Annotated in this window: 16 protein-coding genes; 1 reads left to right on the top strand and 15 read right to left on the bottom strand. The window is 65.4% G+C overall.

From position 1 onward, the window contains the following. Positions 1–112: 112 nt before the first annotated feature. Complete coding sequence (locus ACLV8F_RS15915; protein ID WP_411885177.1) at positions 113–910, top strand: alpha/beta fold hydrolase; 798 nt, start codon at positions 113–115, stop codon at positions 908–910. 4 nt (positions 911–914) lie between these two features. Here ACLV8F_RS15915 and ACLV8F_RS15920 read toward each other — a convergent pair whose 3' ends face one another. The 15 genes from ACLV8F_RS15920 to ACLV8F_RS15990 form a co-directional block, all read right to left on the bottom strand. Beyond that, complete coding sequence (locus tag ACLV8F_RS15920; RefSeq protein ID WP_411885220.1) at positions 915–1,508, bottom strand: molybdopterin-dependent oxidoreductase; 594 nt, start codon at positions 1,506–1,508, stop codon at positions 915–917. An 88-nt stretch (positions 1,509–1,596) separates the two neighbouring features. After that, positions 1,597–2,334 (bottom strand): pseudouridine synthase, encoded by a 738-nt coding sequence (locus ACLV8F_RS15925; RefSeq protein WP_411885178.1) that lies wholly within the window; start codon positions 2,332–2,334, stop codon positions 1,597–1,599. A 59-nt stretch (positions 2,335–2,393) separates the two neighbouring features. Then, positions 2,394–2,942, bottom strand: a complete 549-nt coding sequence (locus ACLV8F_RS15930; protein WP_411885179.1) for a type II secretion system protein — start codon at positions 2,940–2,942, stop codon at positions 2,394–2,396. Positions 2,943–2,949: 7 nt separating this feature from the next. Continuing rightward, positions 2,950–3,339 (bottom strand): type IV pilin protein, encoded by a 390-nt coding sequence (locus ACLV8F_RS15935; protein ID WP_411885221.1) that lies wholly within the window; start codon positions 3,337–3,339, stop codon positions 2,950–2,952. 10 nt (positions 3,340–3,349) lie between these two features. After that, positions 3,350–3,847 carry a type II secretion system protein gene (locus tag ACLV8F_RS15940; RefSeq protein ID WP_411885180.1) on the bottom strand — a complete coding sequence of 166 codons (498 nt, stop codon included), beginning with the start codon at positions 3,845–3,847 and terminating at the stop codon, positions 3,350–3,352. Between the two features lie 7 nt (positions 3,848–3,854). Then, entirely contained in the window at positions 3,855–6,236 is a 2,382-nt protein-coding gene (locus ACLV8F_RS15945; protein ID WP_411885181.1) for a cohesin domain-containing protein, read from the bottom strand. Between the two features lie 2 nt (positions 6,237–6,238). Continuing rightward, positions 6,239–6,757, bottom strand: a complete 519-nt coding sequence (locus ACLV8F_RS15950; protein WP_411885182.1) for a hypothetical protein — start codon at positions 6,755–6,757, stop codon at positions 6,239–6,241. Beyond that, positions 6,754–7,326 (bottom strand): hypothetical protein, encoded by a 573-nt coding sequence (locus tag ACLV8F_RS15955; RefSeq protein ID WP_411885183.1) that lies wholly within the window; start codon positions 7,324–7,326, stop codon positions 6,754–6,756. Before ACLV8F_RS15955 ends, ACLV8F_RS15950 begins: the two co-directional genes overlap by 4 nt. 2 nt (positions 7,327–7,328) lie before the next feature. Beyond that, on the bottom strand, positions 7,329–7,880 hold the full coding sequence (locus tag ACLV8F_RS15960) for a hypothetical protein (RefSeq protein ID WP_411885184.1): 552 nt from the start codon (positions 7,878–7,880) through the stop codon (positions 7,329–7,331). Next, positions 7,880–8,707 carry a hypothetical protein gene (locus ACLV8F_RS15965; protein WP_411885185.1) on the bottom strand — a complete coding sequence of 276 codons (828 nt, stop codon included), beginning with the start codon at positions 8,705–8,707 and terminating at the stop codon, positions 7,880–7,882. Before ACLV8F_RS15965 ends, ACLV8F_RS15960 begins: the two co-directional genes overlap by 1 nt. Further along, positions 8,688–10,376, bottom strand: a complete 1,689-nt coding sequence (locus ACLV8F_RS15970; RefSeq protein WP_411885186.1) for a GspE/PulE family protein — start codon at positions 10,374–10,376, stop codon at positions 8,688–8,690. The genes ACLV8F_RS15965 and ACLV8F_RS15970 overlap by 20 nt, the downstream gene beginning before the upstream one ends. A gap of 2 nt (positions 10,377–10,378) precedes the next feature. After that, positions 10,379–11,563 (bottom strand): type II secretion system F family protein, encoded by a 1,185-nt coding sequence (locus ACLV8F_RS15975; RefSeq protein ID WP_411885187.1) that lies wholly within the window; start codon positions 11,561–11,563, stop codon positions 10,379–10,381. Positions 11,564–11,618: 55 nt separating this feature from the next. Continuing rightward, positions 11,619–12,044: a type II secretion system major pseudopilin GspG gene (gene gspG, locus ACLV8F_RS15980; RefSeq protein WP_411885188.1), complete on the bottom strand. Its 426-nt coding sequence runs from the start codon at positions 12,042–12,044 to the stop codon at positions 11,619–11,621. Between the two features lie 367 nt (positions 12,045–12,411). Next, positions 12,412–15,033 (bottom strand): PQQ-dependent sugar dehydrogenase, encoded by a 2,622-nt coding sequence (locus ACLV8F_RS15985; protein ID WP_411885189.1) that lies wholly within the window; start codon positions 15,031–15,033, stop codon positions 12,412–12,414. 250 nt (positions 15,034–15,283) lie between these two features. Then, on the bottom strand, positions 15,284–19,243 hold the full coding sequence (locus ACLV8F_RS15990) for an Ig-like domain-containing protein (RefSeq protein WP_411885190.1): 3,960 nt from the start codon (positions 19,241–19,243) through the stop codon (positions 15,284–15,286). Positions 19,244–19,324: the final 81 nt, after the last annotated feature.

The raw sequence follows: 19,324 nt of genomic DNA on the forward strand, positions 1-19,324 counted from the left end.
ACTAGTGTAGCGGTGCGAAGTTGCCGCAAACCACTAAGGGCAGGCAAATACCACCCCTTAGCCTCCTAATGCGCGGAATGCCCGATTCGTTTACATCCCTTACGATCTGACGATGAATTCAACGGAGACGGCAAAAACGATGGAGATCGGCGGGGTGGCACTGGAAATCAGGCGCATCGCCGGGCCGCAGGCCCCGGCTCCCATCGTTTTCCTGCATGAAGGCCTGGGTTCGGTCGCCTTGTGGACCCAGCGCGGCCTGGACTGGCCGCAGGCCGTGTGCGCCGCGACGGGCCGGGCCGGCGTGGTGTATTCGCGGCGCGGTTACGGCCAGTCGGCGCCCGTGCCCGACGTGCGCGGCAGCGGCCGGCTACCGCCTGATTACATGCACGGCGAGGCCTGGGAAGTGTTGCCCGCCCTGCTGCAGGCCCTGGAGATCAGCCAACCGGTATTGGTGGGCCATTCCGACGGGGCCACCATCGCCCTGCTCCATGCCAGCCGCCATCCCGTGGCTGCCTGCATCGCGATGGCGCCGCACGTGCTGGTGGAAGACATCGCCGTGCAGGCCATCACCGAAGCCCGGGCCGCCTATGAGTCAGGCGCCCTGCGCGAAAGGCTGGCGCGTTACCACGCCGACGTGGACGTGGCCTTCCGGCAATGGAACGATGTCTGGCTGTCCGAGGCCTTTCGCCACTTCGACATCCGCGGGGAATGCCGCCGCATCACGGCGCCGCTGCTGCTGATCCAGGGCCTGGATGACGAATACGGCACCATGCGGCAGCTCGACGAGATCGCGCTGGCCGCGCCCCATGCCCGGCAACTGCGCCTGGCGGCCTGCGGGCATTCACCGCAGCGCGACCAACCCGCAAAGACGGTGGAGGCGATCGCCGATTTCCTGAAGGCTGCGGCTTGAAGCCTCAGGCTTCCTTGACCTCGATGTGATACGTCGCCCACGGGCACCAGGCAAAGCGCGCGGGCAGCGGTTTGGCCGCCATGTCGGGGAAGCGGTCCGCGTCATACACCGCCCAGAGCGGGCCCAGCCCGCCCAGCGACAGCGGCTGGCCGTCCATGTGGGTGGCGATGACGAAGCGGTATTTGGCGATTTCAGCGGCAGTCACCTGGGCCGCATAACCGTCCACTGCGCGCAGGAAGACCGTGGTCTTGTCGTTGACCTTCACGCCGCTGGCCTTCAGCACGTCGGCCAGCAAGGGGCCCTTGAGCGTGTGCGGCTTGCTGTCGTATTCCAGCGTCGGCTTGATGGTGACGGCCGGCAGCGCGGCCAGCGCGGCGAAGTCAAAGGCCTGGGCCTTGTCGAACTTGATCTTCTGCTTGGCCATCATCTGGTCCAGCGCCGGGTCCAGCGCGCCGCGGTTGCCGGCGCCTATCAGGCCGCTGATGGTCAGCAAGGTGGGGCCTTTTTGCGCCTTGGGCGCGTTCTGGGCCGGTGCCAGCGACGGCAGGGCCACGGCCCCCCATGCGGCGGCGCCCAGGAATTGACGGCGTTTGTTCATCATGAATCAGCTCCTCAGTGTGGTGTGTATTCCCAGGCCGCCAGCGTAACCGCCTCTTGCCGGCGGTGGCTCAGGTCTTCCCCGAGTTTCAGGTTTTCGCTGAAATGCTGGCCATGTCTTCCAGGGTCAGCCAGCGCCATTCGCCGGGCTTCAAATCAGCCGGCAAGCCCAGCGAGCCGATGCGCGAACGGTGCAGGCCGCCCACGTCTTCCACCCGGTTGCCCACGGCGGCGATCATGCGCTTGACCTGGTGGTATTTGCCTTCGGTCAACGTGAGGCTCAACTGGTTCTCGCCGGTTTTTTCACAGGCCGCGGCTCGCACGGGCTTGGGGTCGTCGTCCAGCACCACGCCCGCCAGCAGCTTGGCCACCTGCTTGTCGTCCACCGGGTGCTTGGCCAGCACCTCGTAGACCTTGGCCACATGGTGCTTGGGCGAACTCATGCGGTGGATGAACTTGCCGTCGTCCGACAGCAGCAAGAGGCCCGTCGTGTCCTGGTCCAGCCGCCCCACCGCCTGCACCCCGGCCGCCGCGCCGCCGCCGCGCTGCCGTATAGGCGCCGGCAGCAGCGTGTAAATGCTCGGGTAGGTGCTGGGTTTTTGCGAACACTCATACCCCGCCGGCTTGTGCAGCATCAGATAGGCTTTTTCATGGTATTCCCAGGCCACGCCCTGCACCGTGAAGCGCAGGCCTTCAAGGGCCTCGAATTCGGCGGCCGGGTCGTCGCAAGGCGCGCCGTCCACCGCCACGTGGCCTTGTTGAACCAGCCCCGCGCACACGCGCCGCGTGCCAAAGCCCTGGGAGAAGAGAATTTCTTGAAGTTGCATGCTTGCCATGGGCGTATTGTCGCCCGGCCGGGATTGAGGCCGATTCCCGCGCGACCGTGCTATGGCGGGATTGCGGCCGACGGCTTGGCCTGCGTTGCCGCCGCATTCCCGGCACGCAAGGCCCTGGCTTCTTCCGGGACGGGTGCGGCAGCGCCGTGGGCGAAATGCCACTCCCCGACCAGGACCTTGCCTTCGAAGTCACGGTTCTGGCGCGAAAAATTGCCGGTCTTGATGGCTTCGGCGCCGGACAGGGAATGCACGCCCCGGACGCCGCCCTGCTCCGACATCAGCAAGCCCCACTTCGTGGTGCCTGTCATGGGGTCGATAAAAATTTTCCGCAAGTGGCGCTGCACGACGGAGTGCCGCCTGTCCTGCAAAAGGTCGTCCAGGGTTTTAGGGTATTGCTTGGCCGCGCCCGGGGTTTTCTCGTAATAGCTCTGGATGGCGTTGCGGAACTGCTCGCCGGCATACAACAGCTCGTATTCTTTTTCCCGCTGGCTGGCGGTGTGCCACACGGAGCCCACCGACGCCAGCATGGCGCCCATCACGGCGATCAGCAGCAAGGCCCCCAGGTAGGTGAAGCCGGATTGGGTATGCCGCCTCCCCATGACTACCTCACCATTCACCATAGAGCGAACCATCGCGCGCCTTTCCCGGGGCGCCGCTGTGGATGTTGTAGACGCCGCCGTTCTGCCGGTTCTCGGGCGGCACGATGATCCAGGTGTCGGTGCTGCCCGTCACCGGGTCCATGGGCAGCTTGCGCAGGTATTTTTTTGTGACGAGGTCGTCCAGGGTTTCCGGGTAACGCCCCGTGTCCGCATGGAACTTGTCCAGAACGTCGCGCACGCTGAACAGGTTTTCCCGCAAGACCGCTTCGTTGGCCTTGGCCACATTGCCCATGTAGCGCGGAACGGCAATGCTCAGCAGCACCGCGATGATGGCCATCACCACAAGCAGCTCTATCAGCGTGAAACCGCCGATGCGGCGGCGGTCGTGTCGGGTCATCGCCATGCCCTCACCATTGCCTGTAGGGCACGCCGTTGAGCCCCGAGCCGGCACTTTTGGCGTAGACGTCGTACACGTCGTCGCCCTCCACGGGGTTGTCGGCGCTGGAGGCATAACTGCGCAGCCCCCAGGTTTCCTCCGGCTTGAGCGAGGCGTCGCGCGCCAGGGGCTCGCGCGGCAGCCGGCGCAGGAAATAAATCTTCGTGCGTTTGGGATTCTTGACGTCTTCCACGCCTTCGACCAGCACGGCCAGCGTCTTCGGGTAGCCGGACTCGCCGACGTTGCGCGCGATCCTGCCCTCGTCCCCGGCCAGCTTGTAGGCATCGATCGCATCGCGAATCTGGCGCAGCGAACGGCGCAGGTCCTGCTCCTTGCCGCGCTGCACCGCAACTTCGGCCAGCGGCAGGGCGACTGACGCCAGCAGGGCCACGATGGCCACGGTGACGACCAGTTCCACCAGCGTAAAACCGCGCTGTGTTCCGGCCCGCACCTGACGCTCCGCCGCCATCACCCGCTCAGTTCCTCGAGATCGAAAACACATGCGGCTCGGGCAGTGCACCAGAACTTCCCGATGCCGACAGCAGCTTGATCTCCGCCTTGGGCAAAGGCGCCAGCGCCTTGAAGGTGATGTTGACCAGCGTGCCCTCCCCTTTGGCGCCATCCGCATCCGGCGAGGAGGTATCGACCGTCACCTTGCCCGTCAGCGGGTCCACGCTGCTGGTGAAGTTGCCGTTGGCGCCGCCCTGCTTGAAGAAGTCGCCCTCGCGCACGTCGACCACTTCCAGGCTGCGCGGGTCGTAGCCGAGCTGGAACGGCAGGGAGCCGACGCTGCCCTCGGCCTTCACGCGCAGCGACGCGCGGAACAACTGCCCGGCCTTGACCTGTGCCGGGCTGTCCCAGGAGAAGCGGGCACCCGATGCGCCCGTGCCGGCCCTCGCGCCCGCACCTCCAACCGCAGCCCCACCCGCAGTGCCGGGAGCGGCGGAAGGCGCCATCGCCGCGGCCGCGCCCTCGCCGCTAACGCTGACGACAGGCACCGCGCCGGACCTGCCGGTGCTGCTTTCCGCCATCGGCACCAGCGCCAGCGGACGCGTGCGGAATGCCGCGTCGGTGCCGGACCAGAATTCCTCGGCGGCCGGGCGCTTGAGGTTGCGCACCAGGCGCGGCGTGATCGACAGCACGATTTCCGTCTTCTGGCTCTCATCGCTGTGGTTGGAAAAGAGGCGGCCCAGCACGGGCAGGTCGCCCAGCCCCGGGATCTTGCTGGCCGAGGCGCGCGCCTCGTCGCTGATCAGGCCCGCCAGCACCTGTGTTTCACCGTCCTTCAGGCGCAGCACCGTGCTGACGTTGCGGGTGCCGATCTGGTAAGACAGCGAACCGCTGCTGCTGCGCAACTCACGCACGATGGAGCTGACCTCCAGCGAGACCTTGATCGCCACGTCGTCCAGCAGGTAGATGTTGGGCTCGACCTCGAGCTTCAGCCCGACGTCGACGTACTGAACGCTCTCCGACACAAACCCCGTCGCGGTCGATGTGGTGGTGATGACCGGCACCTTGTCGCCGATCAGGATCTTGGCCTTTTCGCGGTTGCGCGCGCGTATGCGCGGGTTGGCCAGCAGGTTGACGGTGCCGTCTTCCTTCTTGAGGTTGATCACCAGCGGCGAAATCGCCGCGCCCAGGCGGCTGGAGTTGAGGTTGCGCAGGTCCGCCAGCGTCAGCGGCCCCGTCGTCGGGTTGGTCAGCGTGGTGCCACCGGGGCCGACGATGGTGGAGTTGGTGGTGGACGAGGGCAGCGGCGACAGGGTCAGCTGGTTCGGGTAGTTGATGCCCAGGTCCAGCAGCCGCGAGCGCTTGATTTCCAGCACCTCGACTTCGAGCATGACCTCGGGCTCGGACATGTCGTGCATGGCGATGAGTTTTTCGGCCAGGCGTATGACTTCCGGCGTGTCGCGCATCACCATCAGGTTCAGCCGCTCGTCGACGTAGACGTCCTTGGTCTTGAGCATAGTCTTGACCATGTTCAGCGTCTGCTTGACGTCGGCGTTCTCAAGGTAAAAACTTTTGACGATCAGGTCCTGGTACTCCTTGATCTTGGCCGGCGTGCTGGGGTAAATCAGCACGCTGTTGGCGTTCAGCACTTTCTTTTCGAGCTGGTTGGTGATCAGCAGCATGTCGACCGCGTCTTCGAGCGTGGACTTCTTCAGGAACAGGGTGGTCTTCTGGTCGGCCTTGATTTCACGGTCCAGGATGAAATTGATCTCGGTGGTGCGCGACAGCGCCTCGAACACCATCTTGAGGTTGGCGTCGCGGAACTCCAGGCTCACCGGCTCCTTGAACGCCGCCTTCAGCGTCGGGCTCACCAGGGCTTCCCTGGACTGCAGTTCGCTCACGCTGCGCTTGAGGTCGGCCAGTTCGCGGTTGTTCGCGTACTCGGGGGATACGGCCTGCAGCAGCATCTGCGCCTTTTCCCCCTCGCCCCGGCGCACCGCTTCCCTGGCCTGGGCCAGCAGTTCGCTGTTGCGGCCCAGGCGCGCCGCGGCGGCCACGCCCTGCTGGGCGCGCTCATTGGCCGGCTCAAGGCGCAGGATGCGCCGGTAAATCGCGTCGGCGCTGTCGGGGCGCGACGCATCCAGTTCCACGGCCGCGTCGTTGAGCAGGCGATTCACCGCCTCTTCCCGCCGGCTGATGATGCGGGCCCGGTAGGAGAGGTTGGCGGGGTCGTCCCGCGCCAGCTGTTCGAGTTTGGCGATCGCCTCTTCATAACGCCCGGCGGCAAACAGGTCGGCAGGTTCACGCGACGGGGGTTCGGTGGCGCAGGCGCTCAACGCCACGAGGAAAAGCCCCCGAAAAAACAACAGGCCGGCCGTGCTGTACAGGGATTTCAGGCGGGGATTCATGGTCAGCTGTTTCCGAAGGTTAGGGTTTGCTTGACGGCCAGCGGCAAATACGTCAACACGATGTGCGTGGTGTCCATGCTTTCAACCCGGTAGGTCTTGTCGATGACGTCGCCTTTTTTGACGCTGTAGGCCTGCTCTCCCTGCACCAGGTAAATGGTGAGCGGGCCGGTCTCGCCCTCCTGCATTTTTCCGATGTAGGTGAAGGGCAAAGGCGGCGCGCTGGGCGCGGCCGGCGGCGCCTCCACAACCGGCGGCGGGGGCGCGACCCAGCTGCGGCCGGCAAAGGCGTCCTGGTTCGGGCCGGCCGGCGCCCGGCGGGCCAGCCTGTCCAGCAGCAAGGGGGAGCTGTCCACCGAGGCGTCGCGGCGCGACGGCTGGTGTGCAGAGTCAGACCTTGTAGCGGCGGCGGAATCGGGTGCGGATTCGGCCTCCTCGCCCTGGCTGACCCACAAGGTCGCCGCCAGGGTCAGGCACAGCATCACGGCAAGGACAAGACGGCGGCGGGTGAAGGCCATGCTCACGGCGCCTCCACCAGGAACAGCGTGAACTTGATCTGGGATTCCAGCGTGGTGTCGCTGGCCTTCTGGCGCTGGAAAGACACGCTGTCCAGCGACAGGTAAGGAATTTCGGTGAGCGCCTGCGACATGAACTTGCGCAGCTGCGGATAGTCGCCCTTGACCGGCAGCGCGATCTCATACATCAACAGTTTTCCGACCCGGTCGCGCACCAAACGGTACGTGCCTTGATCCAGCTGGACCTGGTGGACGGCGGCCAGTTCATGCAGCTTCGCCAGGTCGTCCGGGGCCTGGCTGCTCTTCGGGAAGAAGCGGTAAAACTCCGCCAGCTGCCGCACCGGGTCGGAGGGCTTTTCGCGGGTGCCGTCTGCGGGGGCTGCCTGCCGCGCGGCTTCGAGTGCGGTGATTTCGCGCGCCAGCGCGGCGGACTCAGCCGCCACCGGCAGCACGGCGACCGCATAAAACAGCAGCGCGGCGGCCAGCATGGCAGCGCCGACGGCGCCGGGCAGGCCGATGATGCGGCGCACTTCGCGGGCGTTCCAGACCAACCGCGGCAGCATCGATTTTTCGTCCACGCTCATCTCGCGGCCCCCCGCGCTTTCTCGCGCCACACGGCCTGCACGGAAAACCGCAGGGGCTTGTCCGGGTCCTGGTCCTGCACCTGGTGGTTGATGATGTGGGTCTCGGACAGGATGGCCTCGTGCCCCAGACGTTTCACATAGGCCACCGCGCTGGGCATGTCCTTGGCCTCGGCCGCCAGCGTGAGCGCGCGCTTCTGCGCATCGGGCTGTATGCCCAGCAGCGCCACCGTCTCGTGGCTGGATCCCTCCACCGCCTCGAACAAGGGACCCCAGGGCAGGTCGAGCTGGAGAATGACTTCGTTGGCACGTTTGATCTCCGATTGCGCTTCCTGCATGGCGGCACCGCTCAAGGCGGTGTGGCCGGTGAGGTACTGCCGTGAACGCTCCAGCTGCCTGTGCCGCGCCTGCAACGCCTGCTTCTCGTCAGCGTGATAGACATAGAGCACAGGCATGCCGCACGCAACCAGCAACGCAAGCAGCAGGATCGCCAGGCCGGCGCGGTTGGCCCACGCGGGCCGGGGGATGTAGTCAAGGTCGAGGCGTCGCATCAGGCGGCTCCGCTCATGGCCATTGAATACGCAACATCGTCGCGGGGCGAAAAACCCGCGTGCGGCGGCAGTTCAAGCAGGTCCAAGGGCTGGCCGTCCGCCATCGGCGCGGCCACCTCGCCGGGCGCATGCAGGTAAACCCGCGCGGGCGCCGGCAGGCCGGCCAGCAAGAGTTCGCGCCGGACCAGCGGCAGCAGCTCCTGCGAAAGCCCATCGCGCAGCGGCAGCGTCCGCACGGCGAACCACTCATCCGCGCCGGCCATCAGCATGCCAATCTTTCGCGGCTCGGCCACCACCAGGCAGGTGTTGGGCGCCGCGAGTTGCCGCCGGTACTGGTTGAACACCGACATCAGGTAAGGCTGGACGGAAACCGGCCTCAGGCCCGCGCCATTGCAGGCCTGCACGATGGCCTCGGGCAGCGGCATGTCCACCGCGCTGGCCAGCGATGGCTTGCCGTAGGCATCGTCACTGAGGCGCACGGACCAGCCCTTGGCCGCGCCGCCGAAATGCCGTTCAAAACTGATGCGCGCCATGGCCTGTCTCTCTTCGGCGCCGGTGACCTGGTCCGACCACGGCAGCAGCGCATAGCGCACAAAATGGTTGGACAGCACGACGGTTGCGTCGGCGCCTTTCGCCTGCAACTCGCCTATCCCCCCGGCGAGCGCGCGGATGGCGGCTTGCCAGGGATGCGTGTCCGACGGGCCGGGCTGGCAGGGCCAGGCGAGTTTTTTCTCCACCGCCGGCTTGCGGCCGCACGCCATCAGCACCGCGGCCACGCTGTCGGGCGCGAATGCGATGCGCACGCGCTTACGCCACAAAGGTGACACGGTTGATCTCCTGCAGTGAGGTTTCGCCGGAACGCACCAAATCTACCGCCGCGTCGCGAAGGTAGCGGGTGCCGTTGCGGCGGGCCGCGTCCTTGATTTTCCGTATCGGCTCCCTGGCGACGATGAGTTCACGGATCTCGTCGTTCAGGTGCAGGATTTCGGCGATCGCCTTGCGGCCCTTGAAGCCGCTGCCCCGGCAGGCGCCGCAGCCCAGGCCATGTTTGAAAACGAAGCTCCCCGCCTCGGCCGGGTCTATGCCGGAGTCCAGCAGCAGCTGCGGCTCCGGTTCGTAGTCGGCGCTGCAGTGCGTGCAGATCACACGCAGCAGCCGCTGCGCGACGATGCCGTTCAGCGCCGACACGAAGCTGTAGGGGTCCACGCCCATGTGCATGAAGCGTCCGATGACGTCGAACACATTGTTGGCATGCACGGTGGTGAACACGAGGTGGCCGGTCAGGGCGGACTGCACCGCGATCTGCGCGGTTTCGGCATCGCGGATCTCGCCCACCAGGATTTTGTCGGGGTCGTGCCGCAAGATGGAGCGCAGCCCCTTCGCGAAGGTCAGGCCTTTTTTCTCATTGACCGGGATTTGCAACACGCCCGGTAGCTGGTACTCGACCGGGTCCTCGATGGTGATGATCTTGTCGTGGCCGTGGTTGATCTCGGTGATGGCCGCATACAGCGTGGTGGTCTTGCCGCTGCCGGTCGGGCCGGTGACCAGCACCATGCCGTAGGGCTCGTTCGACAGCTTGCGCATCACCGCCATGGAGCCGGCGTCGAAACCCAGGTAGTCCAGGCGCAGGCCCTGGACCTGGTCGGCCAGCTGCTGCTTGTCCAGTATGCGCAGCACGGCGTCTTCACCAAAAATGCTGGGCATGATGGAGACGCGGAAGTCGACCTCGCGGTCCTTGATGGACACCTTGAAGCGGCCGTCCTGCGGCACGCGCTTTTCGGCGATGTCGAGTTCGGCCATGACCTTGATGCGGGAGATTACCTGCTCGGCGACTTCCAGTCCGGGCGTGGACCCGACCTTGGACAGCACGCCGTCGATGCGGTATTTGATGGTCATACCCGACGGCGCCGTCTCCAGGTGGATGTCGCTGGCCTGCGACTTCAGCGCGTCGTACAGCGTGGAGTTCACGAGCTTGACGACGGGGCTGGTGTCTTCGCCTATCGACTTCAGCGACAGCCTTTCCAGCGAGGCGTCCAGCACGACGGATTCCGCGCCGCGCTCCAGCACGCCGTCGATGGCGCGGGCGGTCTCCTCGTGCTGCGTCAGGTAGGCGGCAATGTGCGTGGCATGGACCAGGCAGTGCTCGAAAGGCCGGCGGATGAATTCCTCCGCCCACGGCGCCAGGGCGGCATTGAACGGGTCGGCGAACACCAGCAGCAAGGCGCCGTCCGCCTCACGAAAAGCCAGGCACTCGCGCGCGATGGCGTCGTTGAAAGGCACGACGTCGAACGCGGGCTGCAGGCGATGCAGACTTTGCATGTCGAGCACCGGGTAGCCCACGGTGATTCCGAGCCGGCGCATGAAGGTCTCCGCGTCGGCGCCCAGGCGTTCCTCCAGCAGCCTGACCAGGCGCAGCGAAGTGCCTTTGACCTCGGCGCGCACCTCTTCAATGAGGGACACCGGAATCCCGTCCGCGCTGAAATCGGGTTGCGACATGTTCATTGGATGTTGCCCGCCAGTTCGAAGATGGGGAGGTACATCAGCAGCACGATGAGGCCGATGACCAGCCCGATGAAGGCCATCAGCAAGGGCTCGAACAGGCGTGTGAACCAGTCGACCCAGCGCGCCATGTCGTCGTCATAAAAACTGGCGATGCGCTCGGTCATCTCGCCGAGCTTTCCGGTGCGCTCGCCCACGCGCAGCATGCGCAGCGCGACTTCGGTGGCCAGGCCCTGGCTGTGCATGGACTCGGACACCGGCTGCCCTTCTCGCACCATGCGGCAGGCGCCCTGCAAGTTGCTGCGCAGCCCGGGCTGCAACAGGCCGGCCACCATGTCCAGCGCTGTCACCAGCGGAATGCCGCCGCGCAGCAGCATGCCCAGCGTGCGGTAAAACCTGGCCAGCTGGTACACCCGCATGCGCTCGCCGATCGCGGGAATTTTCCACATGGCTTGCACGGCCCGCCTGCGTGTGGCGGGGCGCGTCGCCCAGAACACCGCGGCGCCCACCGCGAGTACAAGCGCCAGGCCTATGGCCGCGCCGTGGCCTTCAATCAGGCGCCCCCACTGCATCAGCATGCGGGACATCCACGGGAGCTTGTCGCCCATGTCTTCATAGACGCGGCTGAACTTGGGGACGACGTAGGCCATCAGGAAAACGATGACCAGGCTGCCGACGGCCAGCAGCAGCACCGGGTAGATCGCGGCGCTCACGATGCGCTTGCGCACGAGGTCGATCTGCTGCTGGTAAGCGAGGTAGCGCACCAGCGCTTCGCTGAGGTCGCCGGTCTTTTCGCTGGCCTGCACGGTGGCCACATACAGGGACGGAAAGACGTCGGGGAACTGCTTCATCGCATGCGACAGCGGCTGCCCTTCCTGCAGCAGGCGGATGAGCTGGGCATACACCTTGCGCGGAAGGTCGTGCTTTTCCTTTTCGGCGAGGGTCTCCAGGCTCTCGAGCAGGCTGAGTCCCGCGCCCAGCAGCGACAGCAGCTCCTGGCTGAACAGCGCCAGCGGAAAACGGTAGCGGCTGCCGCGCATGCCCCACGAAGCCTTGGCCCTCGACGAGATGACCTTGTAGCCCTGGCTTTCGGCCTTGCGCACGATCTCGTCCGGGCCGCTGGCGTCGAAACTCAGCATCACCACGCCTTCCGGGTCGCGGTAGGCCTTTACCTGGTAGAGCACGGCTGCCCCTTCGCCTGTTGGAGACGTCCGCCCGGGTAGCGCTTGTGCGTGAGCATCACCAGTTGCCGATATCCGCGCCGTCGCCGCTGCCGCCGGGCTGGCCGTCTTTTCCGTAAGACAGCAGGTCGAACTCGCCTTTCTGGCCGGGCCGACGGTAGACATAGGGCTTGCCCCAGGGATCCATGGGCACGGCTTTTTTCAGGTAGGGCCCGCCCCACTTCGTCTCGCCCGAAGGGCTGGCCATCAAGGCGCCCAGTCCCTGCTCGCTGGTCGGGTAGTGGCCGGTGTCCAGGCGGTACTGGTCCAGCGCTTTTTCAAACGCATCGATCTGCGCGCGCGTGGTCTTGATTTCCGATTTGCCGATCTGGGCGAAGTAGCGCGGGCCGACGTAACCTGCGAGCAGGCCGATGATGACCATCACGACCAGCAACTCCAGCAAGGTGAACCCTGCTTCCGATTTTCCGGACACTGTGCGATGCATGGAGAAAATCCTCAAGGCGGGGAACGTACATTCATCGGGCCGCGGATTATTGTCCCTTCGGCCGGCCGATGGCTCAGTGAAATTCCGCCGCGCGGATGACTGAGGTCTATGCAATTCAATATACCTCCGGCTTCAGGCGAAGCAGCGTTGTTTTTCACTCTGCACACTAGCGTTTTCATCCTTGTGTTTCATTTTTTCCAATCACCATTTCTGAATTCATTTTTCGTTCGGCATGTTTAATCCATACGCCGGATTCGCAGCCTTCCAATGCTGCGCCGCCGCATCGCCGGCCATGCTGTTCGCACCCATCAATAGCCAAGCCAGGCGACCGCTAAAGGCGGTCGCCTGGCCGGGGTAAGGGCGGTAATTACTTGACGATCACCACATACATATTGCTGTTCGAGTTGTTCAGGGCGCCCAGCGATACGGTGCCTATGGGCAGCGATTTTCTGTACAGGCTCACCGGGCGCGTGACGGTGGCGCTTTCACGCACGACCAGGTCGACGCCGGCGTCCACCCACGTCGCATCCAGCCAGGCCGGGCGCGCGACGCGGTCATCAAGGCCCACGTACACCGTGGACGCGGCCGTCAGGTTGAAGCTGACCAGCGGGCTGCCGGTGTAGGTCTTGGAGTCATTGGCGGCCTGTATCCATGTCCCGCCCGCGACAACAGCCGGAACGGCATCGAAGGTGAAGGCACGGTCACCGTAGGCGATGTTGGCCGCCTGCAGGTTGGTCTGCACCGACCAGTCGGCGGCGTTGGCAGTGTCCAGCACCGACATCGAAGTGACCGCATTGCAGCCGGTCACCCGGGCGCCGGCCCAATCGGCATGGTCTTTGGTGGTTCCGTCGCCGGCGTCCGTCACCACCAGCCTCAGCTCGTTCTTGCCCGCAACGCTGACGTTGGCCAGCGCGCGAAGGTCGCTGCCGCGCACAATGCCGCTGTCGTAAGCCTTCACGCCGTCCAGGAAGACCTGGAAGATGACCGAGCCGACGTCGCCGGCCTCGTCATCGATGCCGACGTCGGCAATGAACTTGCCGCTGCAGGCGCCGCCCAGGTTGTAGCGGATTTCCGAAGGCGCATGCACGCCCAGGCCCTTGGCATAGGTGATGCCGGCCAGCGACATGGTGATGCCGTCCGCAGCGCCGGCTTCACCGTTGCTCTTGTCCTTCTCGAAGGTTCCCCAGCCGTTGACCGGCGTTCCGGTCGGCGTCATGTCGCTGAGCATCTTGCGCGGGTAGATGTCGCGGATCACGGTGTGCGTGAGGCCGCCCGAGTCCTTGACCGTCAGCGTGAACCTGAGCCAGGTGTTGCCGGCGTCCGCCTCAAAATCAGGCAGCACGAAGGAACCGCTCTTGGCGCCCGTGGTGGCGGCAATGAAGGGGTGGCTGTGCGTGTCGTGGTGGAAGTCGACCTTCCAGGTGAAGCCGGTCGCCGGCAGCGAGCCGTCTTCGGCGTCATTGCCGGTGGCCGAATAGATGATCTTGTCGCCGGTGGCATAACCGCTGCCGGTGGTCGGGTTGTCTATGCGCCCCACCGGGAACTGGTTGGTGGTTACGGTCAACACGGCCGCGGTCGACACCGTGGTGCCGGACGCATTGGTCACGGCCGCGGTGAAGGACACGCCGTTGTCCGCCGTGCCCACGGCGGGAATGGTGTAGCTGGCCGCGGTGGCGCCGGAAATGTTGGCGCCGTTGCGCCGCCACTGGTAGCTGGTGGCGCCGCTGGCGACCACACTGAAGGTCACCGGGTTGCCGACGTAAATCGTCTGGCTTTGCGGGTTGGTGGTGATCTGCGGCGCCAGGCTGCCGGTGTACCTGATCTTGCTGACTGTGCCCGCGCCCACGGTGGGGTTGCCGGTCTGCTGGTTGCGGGCCAGGTAGTAAAGGCTGCCGTCGGGCGCAAGGCCGATGTTGACCGGGTTGCCTATGCCGGTGGCGAAGCCGGCCGGTGTGGCCGGGTTGGCCGGGTCCAGCACCTTGATGGTGCCGTTGCAGAAATCCGCGAACAGGTACTTGCCGGTGTAGGAGGCGGGGAACTGATTGGTCAACGGGTTGTAAAAGGCGCCGCCGCTGATGGAGCAGCCGCCGCTGTGCGAATAGGCGTAGACCGGGTTGGTGAAACGCGCGTCGGTCGAGTTACCCTCTGCGGAGGGCCAGCCGTAGTTGGCGCCGGCCAGGCCGCGGTTGATTTCTTCCCAGGTGCCCTGCCCCACGTCGTTGACGTACATCAGGCCGGTGCCGGGCTGGATGTCGAAGGTGAAGGGGTTGCGAAAGCCGAGGTTCCAGTTGGCGGTGTAGGCGCCCGCCGTCGTGTAGTAGGGGTTGTCGGTCGGGATGGTGCCGTCTTTGTTGATGCGCAGTATCTTGCCGAAAGGAACAGACAGCTTTTGCGCATTCGAGTTTTCAAAGGTCTGGACGTTGTCTTCATGGTTGCCCACGGCGACATACAGCTTTCCGTCCGCGCCAAAGCGCAGCGCGCCGCCCATGTGCCACTTGGTCGCGGCCGGTATCGTCGGCAGGTCCAGGATGGTCGTCAGGCTGCCGGCCACCACGGTGTCGCTGCCTTCGGTGACGCGCATGATGCGGTTGAAGCTGTTGGTGCCGTTGGTGATCGAGCAGTAGATGTAGACGTGGTGGTTGGTGGCGAAGGCCGGGTCGGTGATGATGCCCAGGCAGCCGCGTTCATTGGTCGAATCCACGTTGGCTACGGTGGTAAACGGGGTCGCCAGCATCACGTCGTTCTTGAGGATGCGGATCACGCCGTTCTGCTGCACGACCAGCACCCTGCCGTCCGGCATGACCGTCATCGAGGTCGGGCTGGTGAGGCCGCTGGCCACCTGGGTGTCGGTGAAGCCCGAGGGAACGCCGGCCGCCTGCACCGGTGCGTTCACCGCAAAAGCGGCAAAAACGGCGGCGGCCAATACCGCCTTCCAGCTGGTGGGCGCAGCGCCGGAGTCCGGCTTTGTGTGTTTGGGATTTGCTGACATGAAAATCTCCTGTTCGTTGTTTCGTTGTTTCGTTGTCTTGCCGTGAAGAAATCGATCTCGTTGCTGCGGCGACAACAATGCAGCCGCAGCCGTTCCTCTTCTTTCTGCAAACAACTCCCCCGCCGCCTTCGATGACGGCATGAAGGGGAGCCTGACTTCCTGGCCCACGCCCGTGCGTAGGCCGGTATTCCACCGCTATGGGCTTTGCGACTTTCCGTGGGGTGCGAAATCTCTTTCCATTGCCGCTCCCCTACTTGACGACGATGGTGTACATGCCGCCGCCCGTTCCCGAGGGGCCGAGGCTGACCGTGCCTGCCGCGAAGTTCTTGCGGTACAGCGTGAAGCTGATCGGCGTGCCTTCGTTGTTCACCAGCTTGACGGCCGTGTTGGTCCAGCCGGTCATCCAGGACTGCAGGCCGACGCGGTCGTCGAGGGCGAGATACACGTCGGCGGCGCGGTTGATGGTGAAGGTCACCGTGGGATTGGCCGTGAAGGCCTTGGAGTCGTTGGCCGTGCGTATCCATTGCGCCCCGGCCACCAGGGCGGGCACCGCGGTGAACGCGAAGGTGCGGTCGCCGTACTGCGCGTTGCCCACCTGCAGGTTGGTGCGCACCGACCAGTCCACGGCATTGCCCGTGTCCTTCACCGAGAAGTTGCTGATCACGGTTTCCGCCGGGACGTCGCTGTCGTCGATCTGCTGCAGGTAGGACACCAGCTGGTTCATCTCGGTGGCGGTGAGCGCGGCCACGGTGCCGTGCTTGCCGGTGGTCTTGGCGTTGTTCAGCACGTCCAGCAGCGTCGCGGCCGAGCCGTCGTGCAGGTAAGGCGCCGTGCTCCAGATGCCCCTGAGCGTGGGGGTGTCGAAGCCGGTGAGCGTCGCGCCCATGCGTTTGCCGGATGAGGGCTTGATGGTGCCGACGTCGAACAGGGTGCCGCCCGCGCTGTTGGTGAAGTCCGCCCCCGAGTGGCAGCTGATGCACTGGGCCGTTCCCGTGAAGATCGCCTTGCCCGCGACGCCGTCGGTGGTGAGCGTTCCATCCGGGTTGCGGAAGGGGCTGCGCCCGACGGTGGACAGCGAGGTGACATAGGCCGCGAGCGCGTCCAGCTCGGCGCTGGCGCCGGCCTTGTTGTCGCCCAGCGGCGTGTTGCGCGTTCCGGTGTTGAAGGCCGTGTCGCTCATGAAGCCTGTGCCCAGGAAGCTGTTGCGGATGTCGTGCTCGAAGTCCTGGATCTCGTTGAAGTTGCCGGTCCAGTGCACGCGGCCCTGGCCAACGCCGCGCCGGCCGTTCAGGGCAATCGTCTTGCGCAGGCCTTCGCCGCGGTCGGTGAAGTCCATGACGCGCCCGTCGTGGCTGCCGTCCTGGTGGCAGCTGGCGCAGCTGATGTACTTGTCGCGGTTCATGCGGCGGTCGTCGGCGTTGTAGAAGATCTGCTTGCCCTGCAGCACGTTGGCGGGCAGCAGTTCGCTCGACACCGTGGCGACGTCGGCCAGCTTGGGCGCGCCGTTGGAGGTCGAGTTCAGGATGCCGCTGACGTCGTAGACCGCCACCGAGCGCGACATGAAGTTCTGCACGAACAGGCGCCCGCTGGGCGTGATCAGCATGCCGCGCGGCGCGCGGCCGACGTTGATGATGCCGGTGCTGATCTGCCGGGTGTAGGCGTCCAGGACCTCGATCTGGTTGGTGCCCTGTGTCGAGACGAAGGCGTAGTCGCCGAGCGGGCTGAACAGCACGAGGTTGGCCATTTCCCGGTCGTTCAGGTCCAGGCGTGAACCCAGCACTTCGAGGTTGGTCGTGAGGTCGATCTGCGACACGATGGTCCGCACGGTGCTCTCGAAGGTCAGCGGATTGCCGTCACGGAAAGTGCCGCGCAGGGTGTTGTCCTTCTTGGAAGGAATCCAGGCGCGCTTGCCGTCGGGCTGGATGGCCACCGAGTTCAGGTAGTTCGGAACGCCCCGGCCCGAGGCCTCGGTGTCCGGCCCCGGGTCGGTGGCCAGCGCGATGGTGCGGGTTACCGTGAAGGCCGAAGCGCTGACCTCCGTCACCTGGCCCTGGGTCGCCGGCGAGATGAAGCGGGTGACGAAGATGCGCGAGGAGTCGCCGGTGATCGCGATGCCGCGCGGCGTGGGGCCCACCGACACCGTGCCGAGCAGCGCCCCAGTGCTTGGGTTGAGCTTCACCAGGTTGCCGGTTCCCTGCAGCGTCACATAAGCGGCGCTGCTGTTGCGGCTGAAGGCAACGCCGAAGGGACGCGAGCCGGCGGCCAGTGCGATGGTCTGCGCCACCGCGCCGGTGTCCGGATTCAGGATGCTGATGGTGCCGGAGTTGGCATTGGCCACCCAGATGCGTCCGTCGGGCGCCTGCGCCAGGGTCTGCGGGTTCTCGCCGACCGGCACTTCCAGCGACTTGGTGTTGGCGGTCGAGCTGATCGCGGTGACGGTGTTGTTGTCCGAGTTGACCACCCAGACCCGGCTGCGCGCGGAATCAAAGGCAATGGTGGAGGACGACGTGGGCGCGGCGGCTGTGGCCACCGTGTGGATGGTCTGGTTGGCCGAGCAGGTGCTGGTGACCGTACCGCTGCGCACGCTCAGGATCACCGGGTAGTGCCCCGGGTTCGCGTAGGTGTGGGTGGCGGTCGAGGTTGACGAAAATGCCGTGGTCCCGCCGTCGCCGAAATTCCAGGAATACTCCAGGCTGCTGCCTGAGGTGGTGCCGGGATTGAAGGTGGCGCTGGTGCTCACCGGCGCGGCCGTGCGTGTGTTCAGGGTGCAGCTGGCAACGGCCGAGCCGGCCGTGGTGAAGCTGGACGTGAAGGTGGTGGGCACGCCGTTGCCGGCGTCGTCTTTCATGCCGCCGGCCGAAATCACGACGTCATAGGTGGTGCCCGCGACGAGCGGCGAGTTCGGCGAAAAATTGACGATGCCGGACTGCGCGCTGTACTTGCCCGCCAGCGCCGAGCCGCCGCGGGGCCGCACGATGAAGGTGGTGTTGCTGACGGTGCGCAGGTCGACGTTGTCCGTGAGGGTGATGCCGATACGGCTGGTCAGCGCCTGGTTGGTCGACCCGTTCTTTGGGGAGACCATGTTGACGGACGGCCCGGTCAGGTCCTGCCCGGTCTGGTGCGCCACGATGGCGCTGCCGTTGCCGTGGTCGTTGCCGATCAGCACCAGGTTGCCGAACACGGTGCCGAAGTCCTCGTCGCGGCTCGCAAGCCCCGAGGTGCCGGTGCCGGCGATCGCGCCTGTGCTCAGGTCGACTTTGGCGTATTTGGTGGAAAAGCCCGCATGCGCGTAACCATCCTGGATGGAAACATAACCGCCCTTGCCGCCGTTGTCGGGGGATTGCGCCGTCTGGGTGATGACGGCGGGGTTGCTGATGTTGTAGACGTGCAGGCGGTTGTCGGTGCCGGCCGTGATGAGGCGCTCGCCGTTGACGATGCCGCTGTACTGGCCGGCGGTCGAACTGGTGGAGGCCAGCAGCTTGGGGTTGAGCGGGTCGCTGATGTCCATGGTCGCTATGCCAGACTGGTCCATGCTGGTCATCACCAGCAGGTTGCCGACGGCGAAGGTCGGGCCCACGCGGAAGCCGCCCCAGGTGCTGGTCGGTATGGTCTTCACGTGGACCGGGTTGACCGGATCCGCCGCATTGATGATGTAGAGGCCGTTGCCGGAACCGCCGATGTACATGTACGGCGCCTGCCAGAACACCCACCAGTTGCCCAGCGCGTAGTCGGATTCCGCGATGCCCGGAAGCGTCATGTATTTCAGCAGCACGGGCGCGAGTGGATTGGTGAAGTCCCAGAACTGCACGCCGTTGATGGCCTGCATCGCCGCGAGGCGCCCGGTGAAGCCGAAGCCGTGCGGCTCGCGCAGGGCGGGAACGTCCATTTTCTTGACTTCGACCGGCGCGCGCGGGTTGGAGATGTCCCAGAAGGCGAAGCCGCCACCGGACACCCCCGAATCCTTGCCGAAGGGAACAAAGAGGTAGCCGTCATACATCATGACGGTGCCCTCGCCCCGCTGGTTGGGGCACTGCTGCACGCCGCCCGAGATGGTGCAATTGCTTTTGAGGATGGAAAGGGGCTTGAAGATCTGGTCCGTGGTGTAGCTCAGATTCCCAAGTCCCGGCCCGGCGGAATACGCCGCCGACGGCAGCAGGAAGGACAGGGCGAGGAGAATCATCGCCAGGGGCGATGTGCGTGCACTTCTCATGAATGTCTCCGTTATGGACACGGCATTAGTTATTGCGGGCGTGGGTCGTAGCGGGGCCGTGTCCCCCGCTGCCCTGTTTTC

It is taken from the genome of Polaromonas sp. YR568 (assembly GCF_943369675.1).
In the GTDB taxonomy this organism is placed as follows: domain Bacteria; phylum Pseudomonadota; class Gammaproteobacteria; order Burkholderiales; family Burkholderiaceae_C; genus Polaromonas.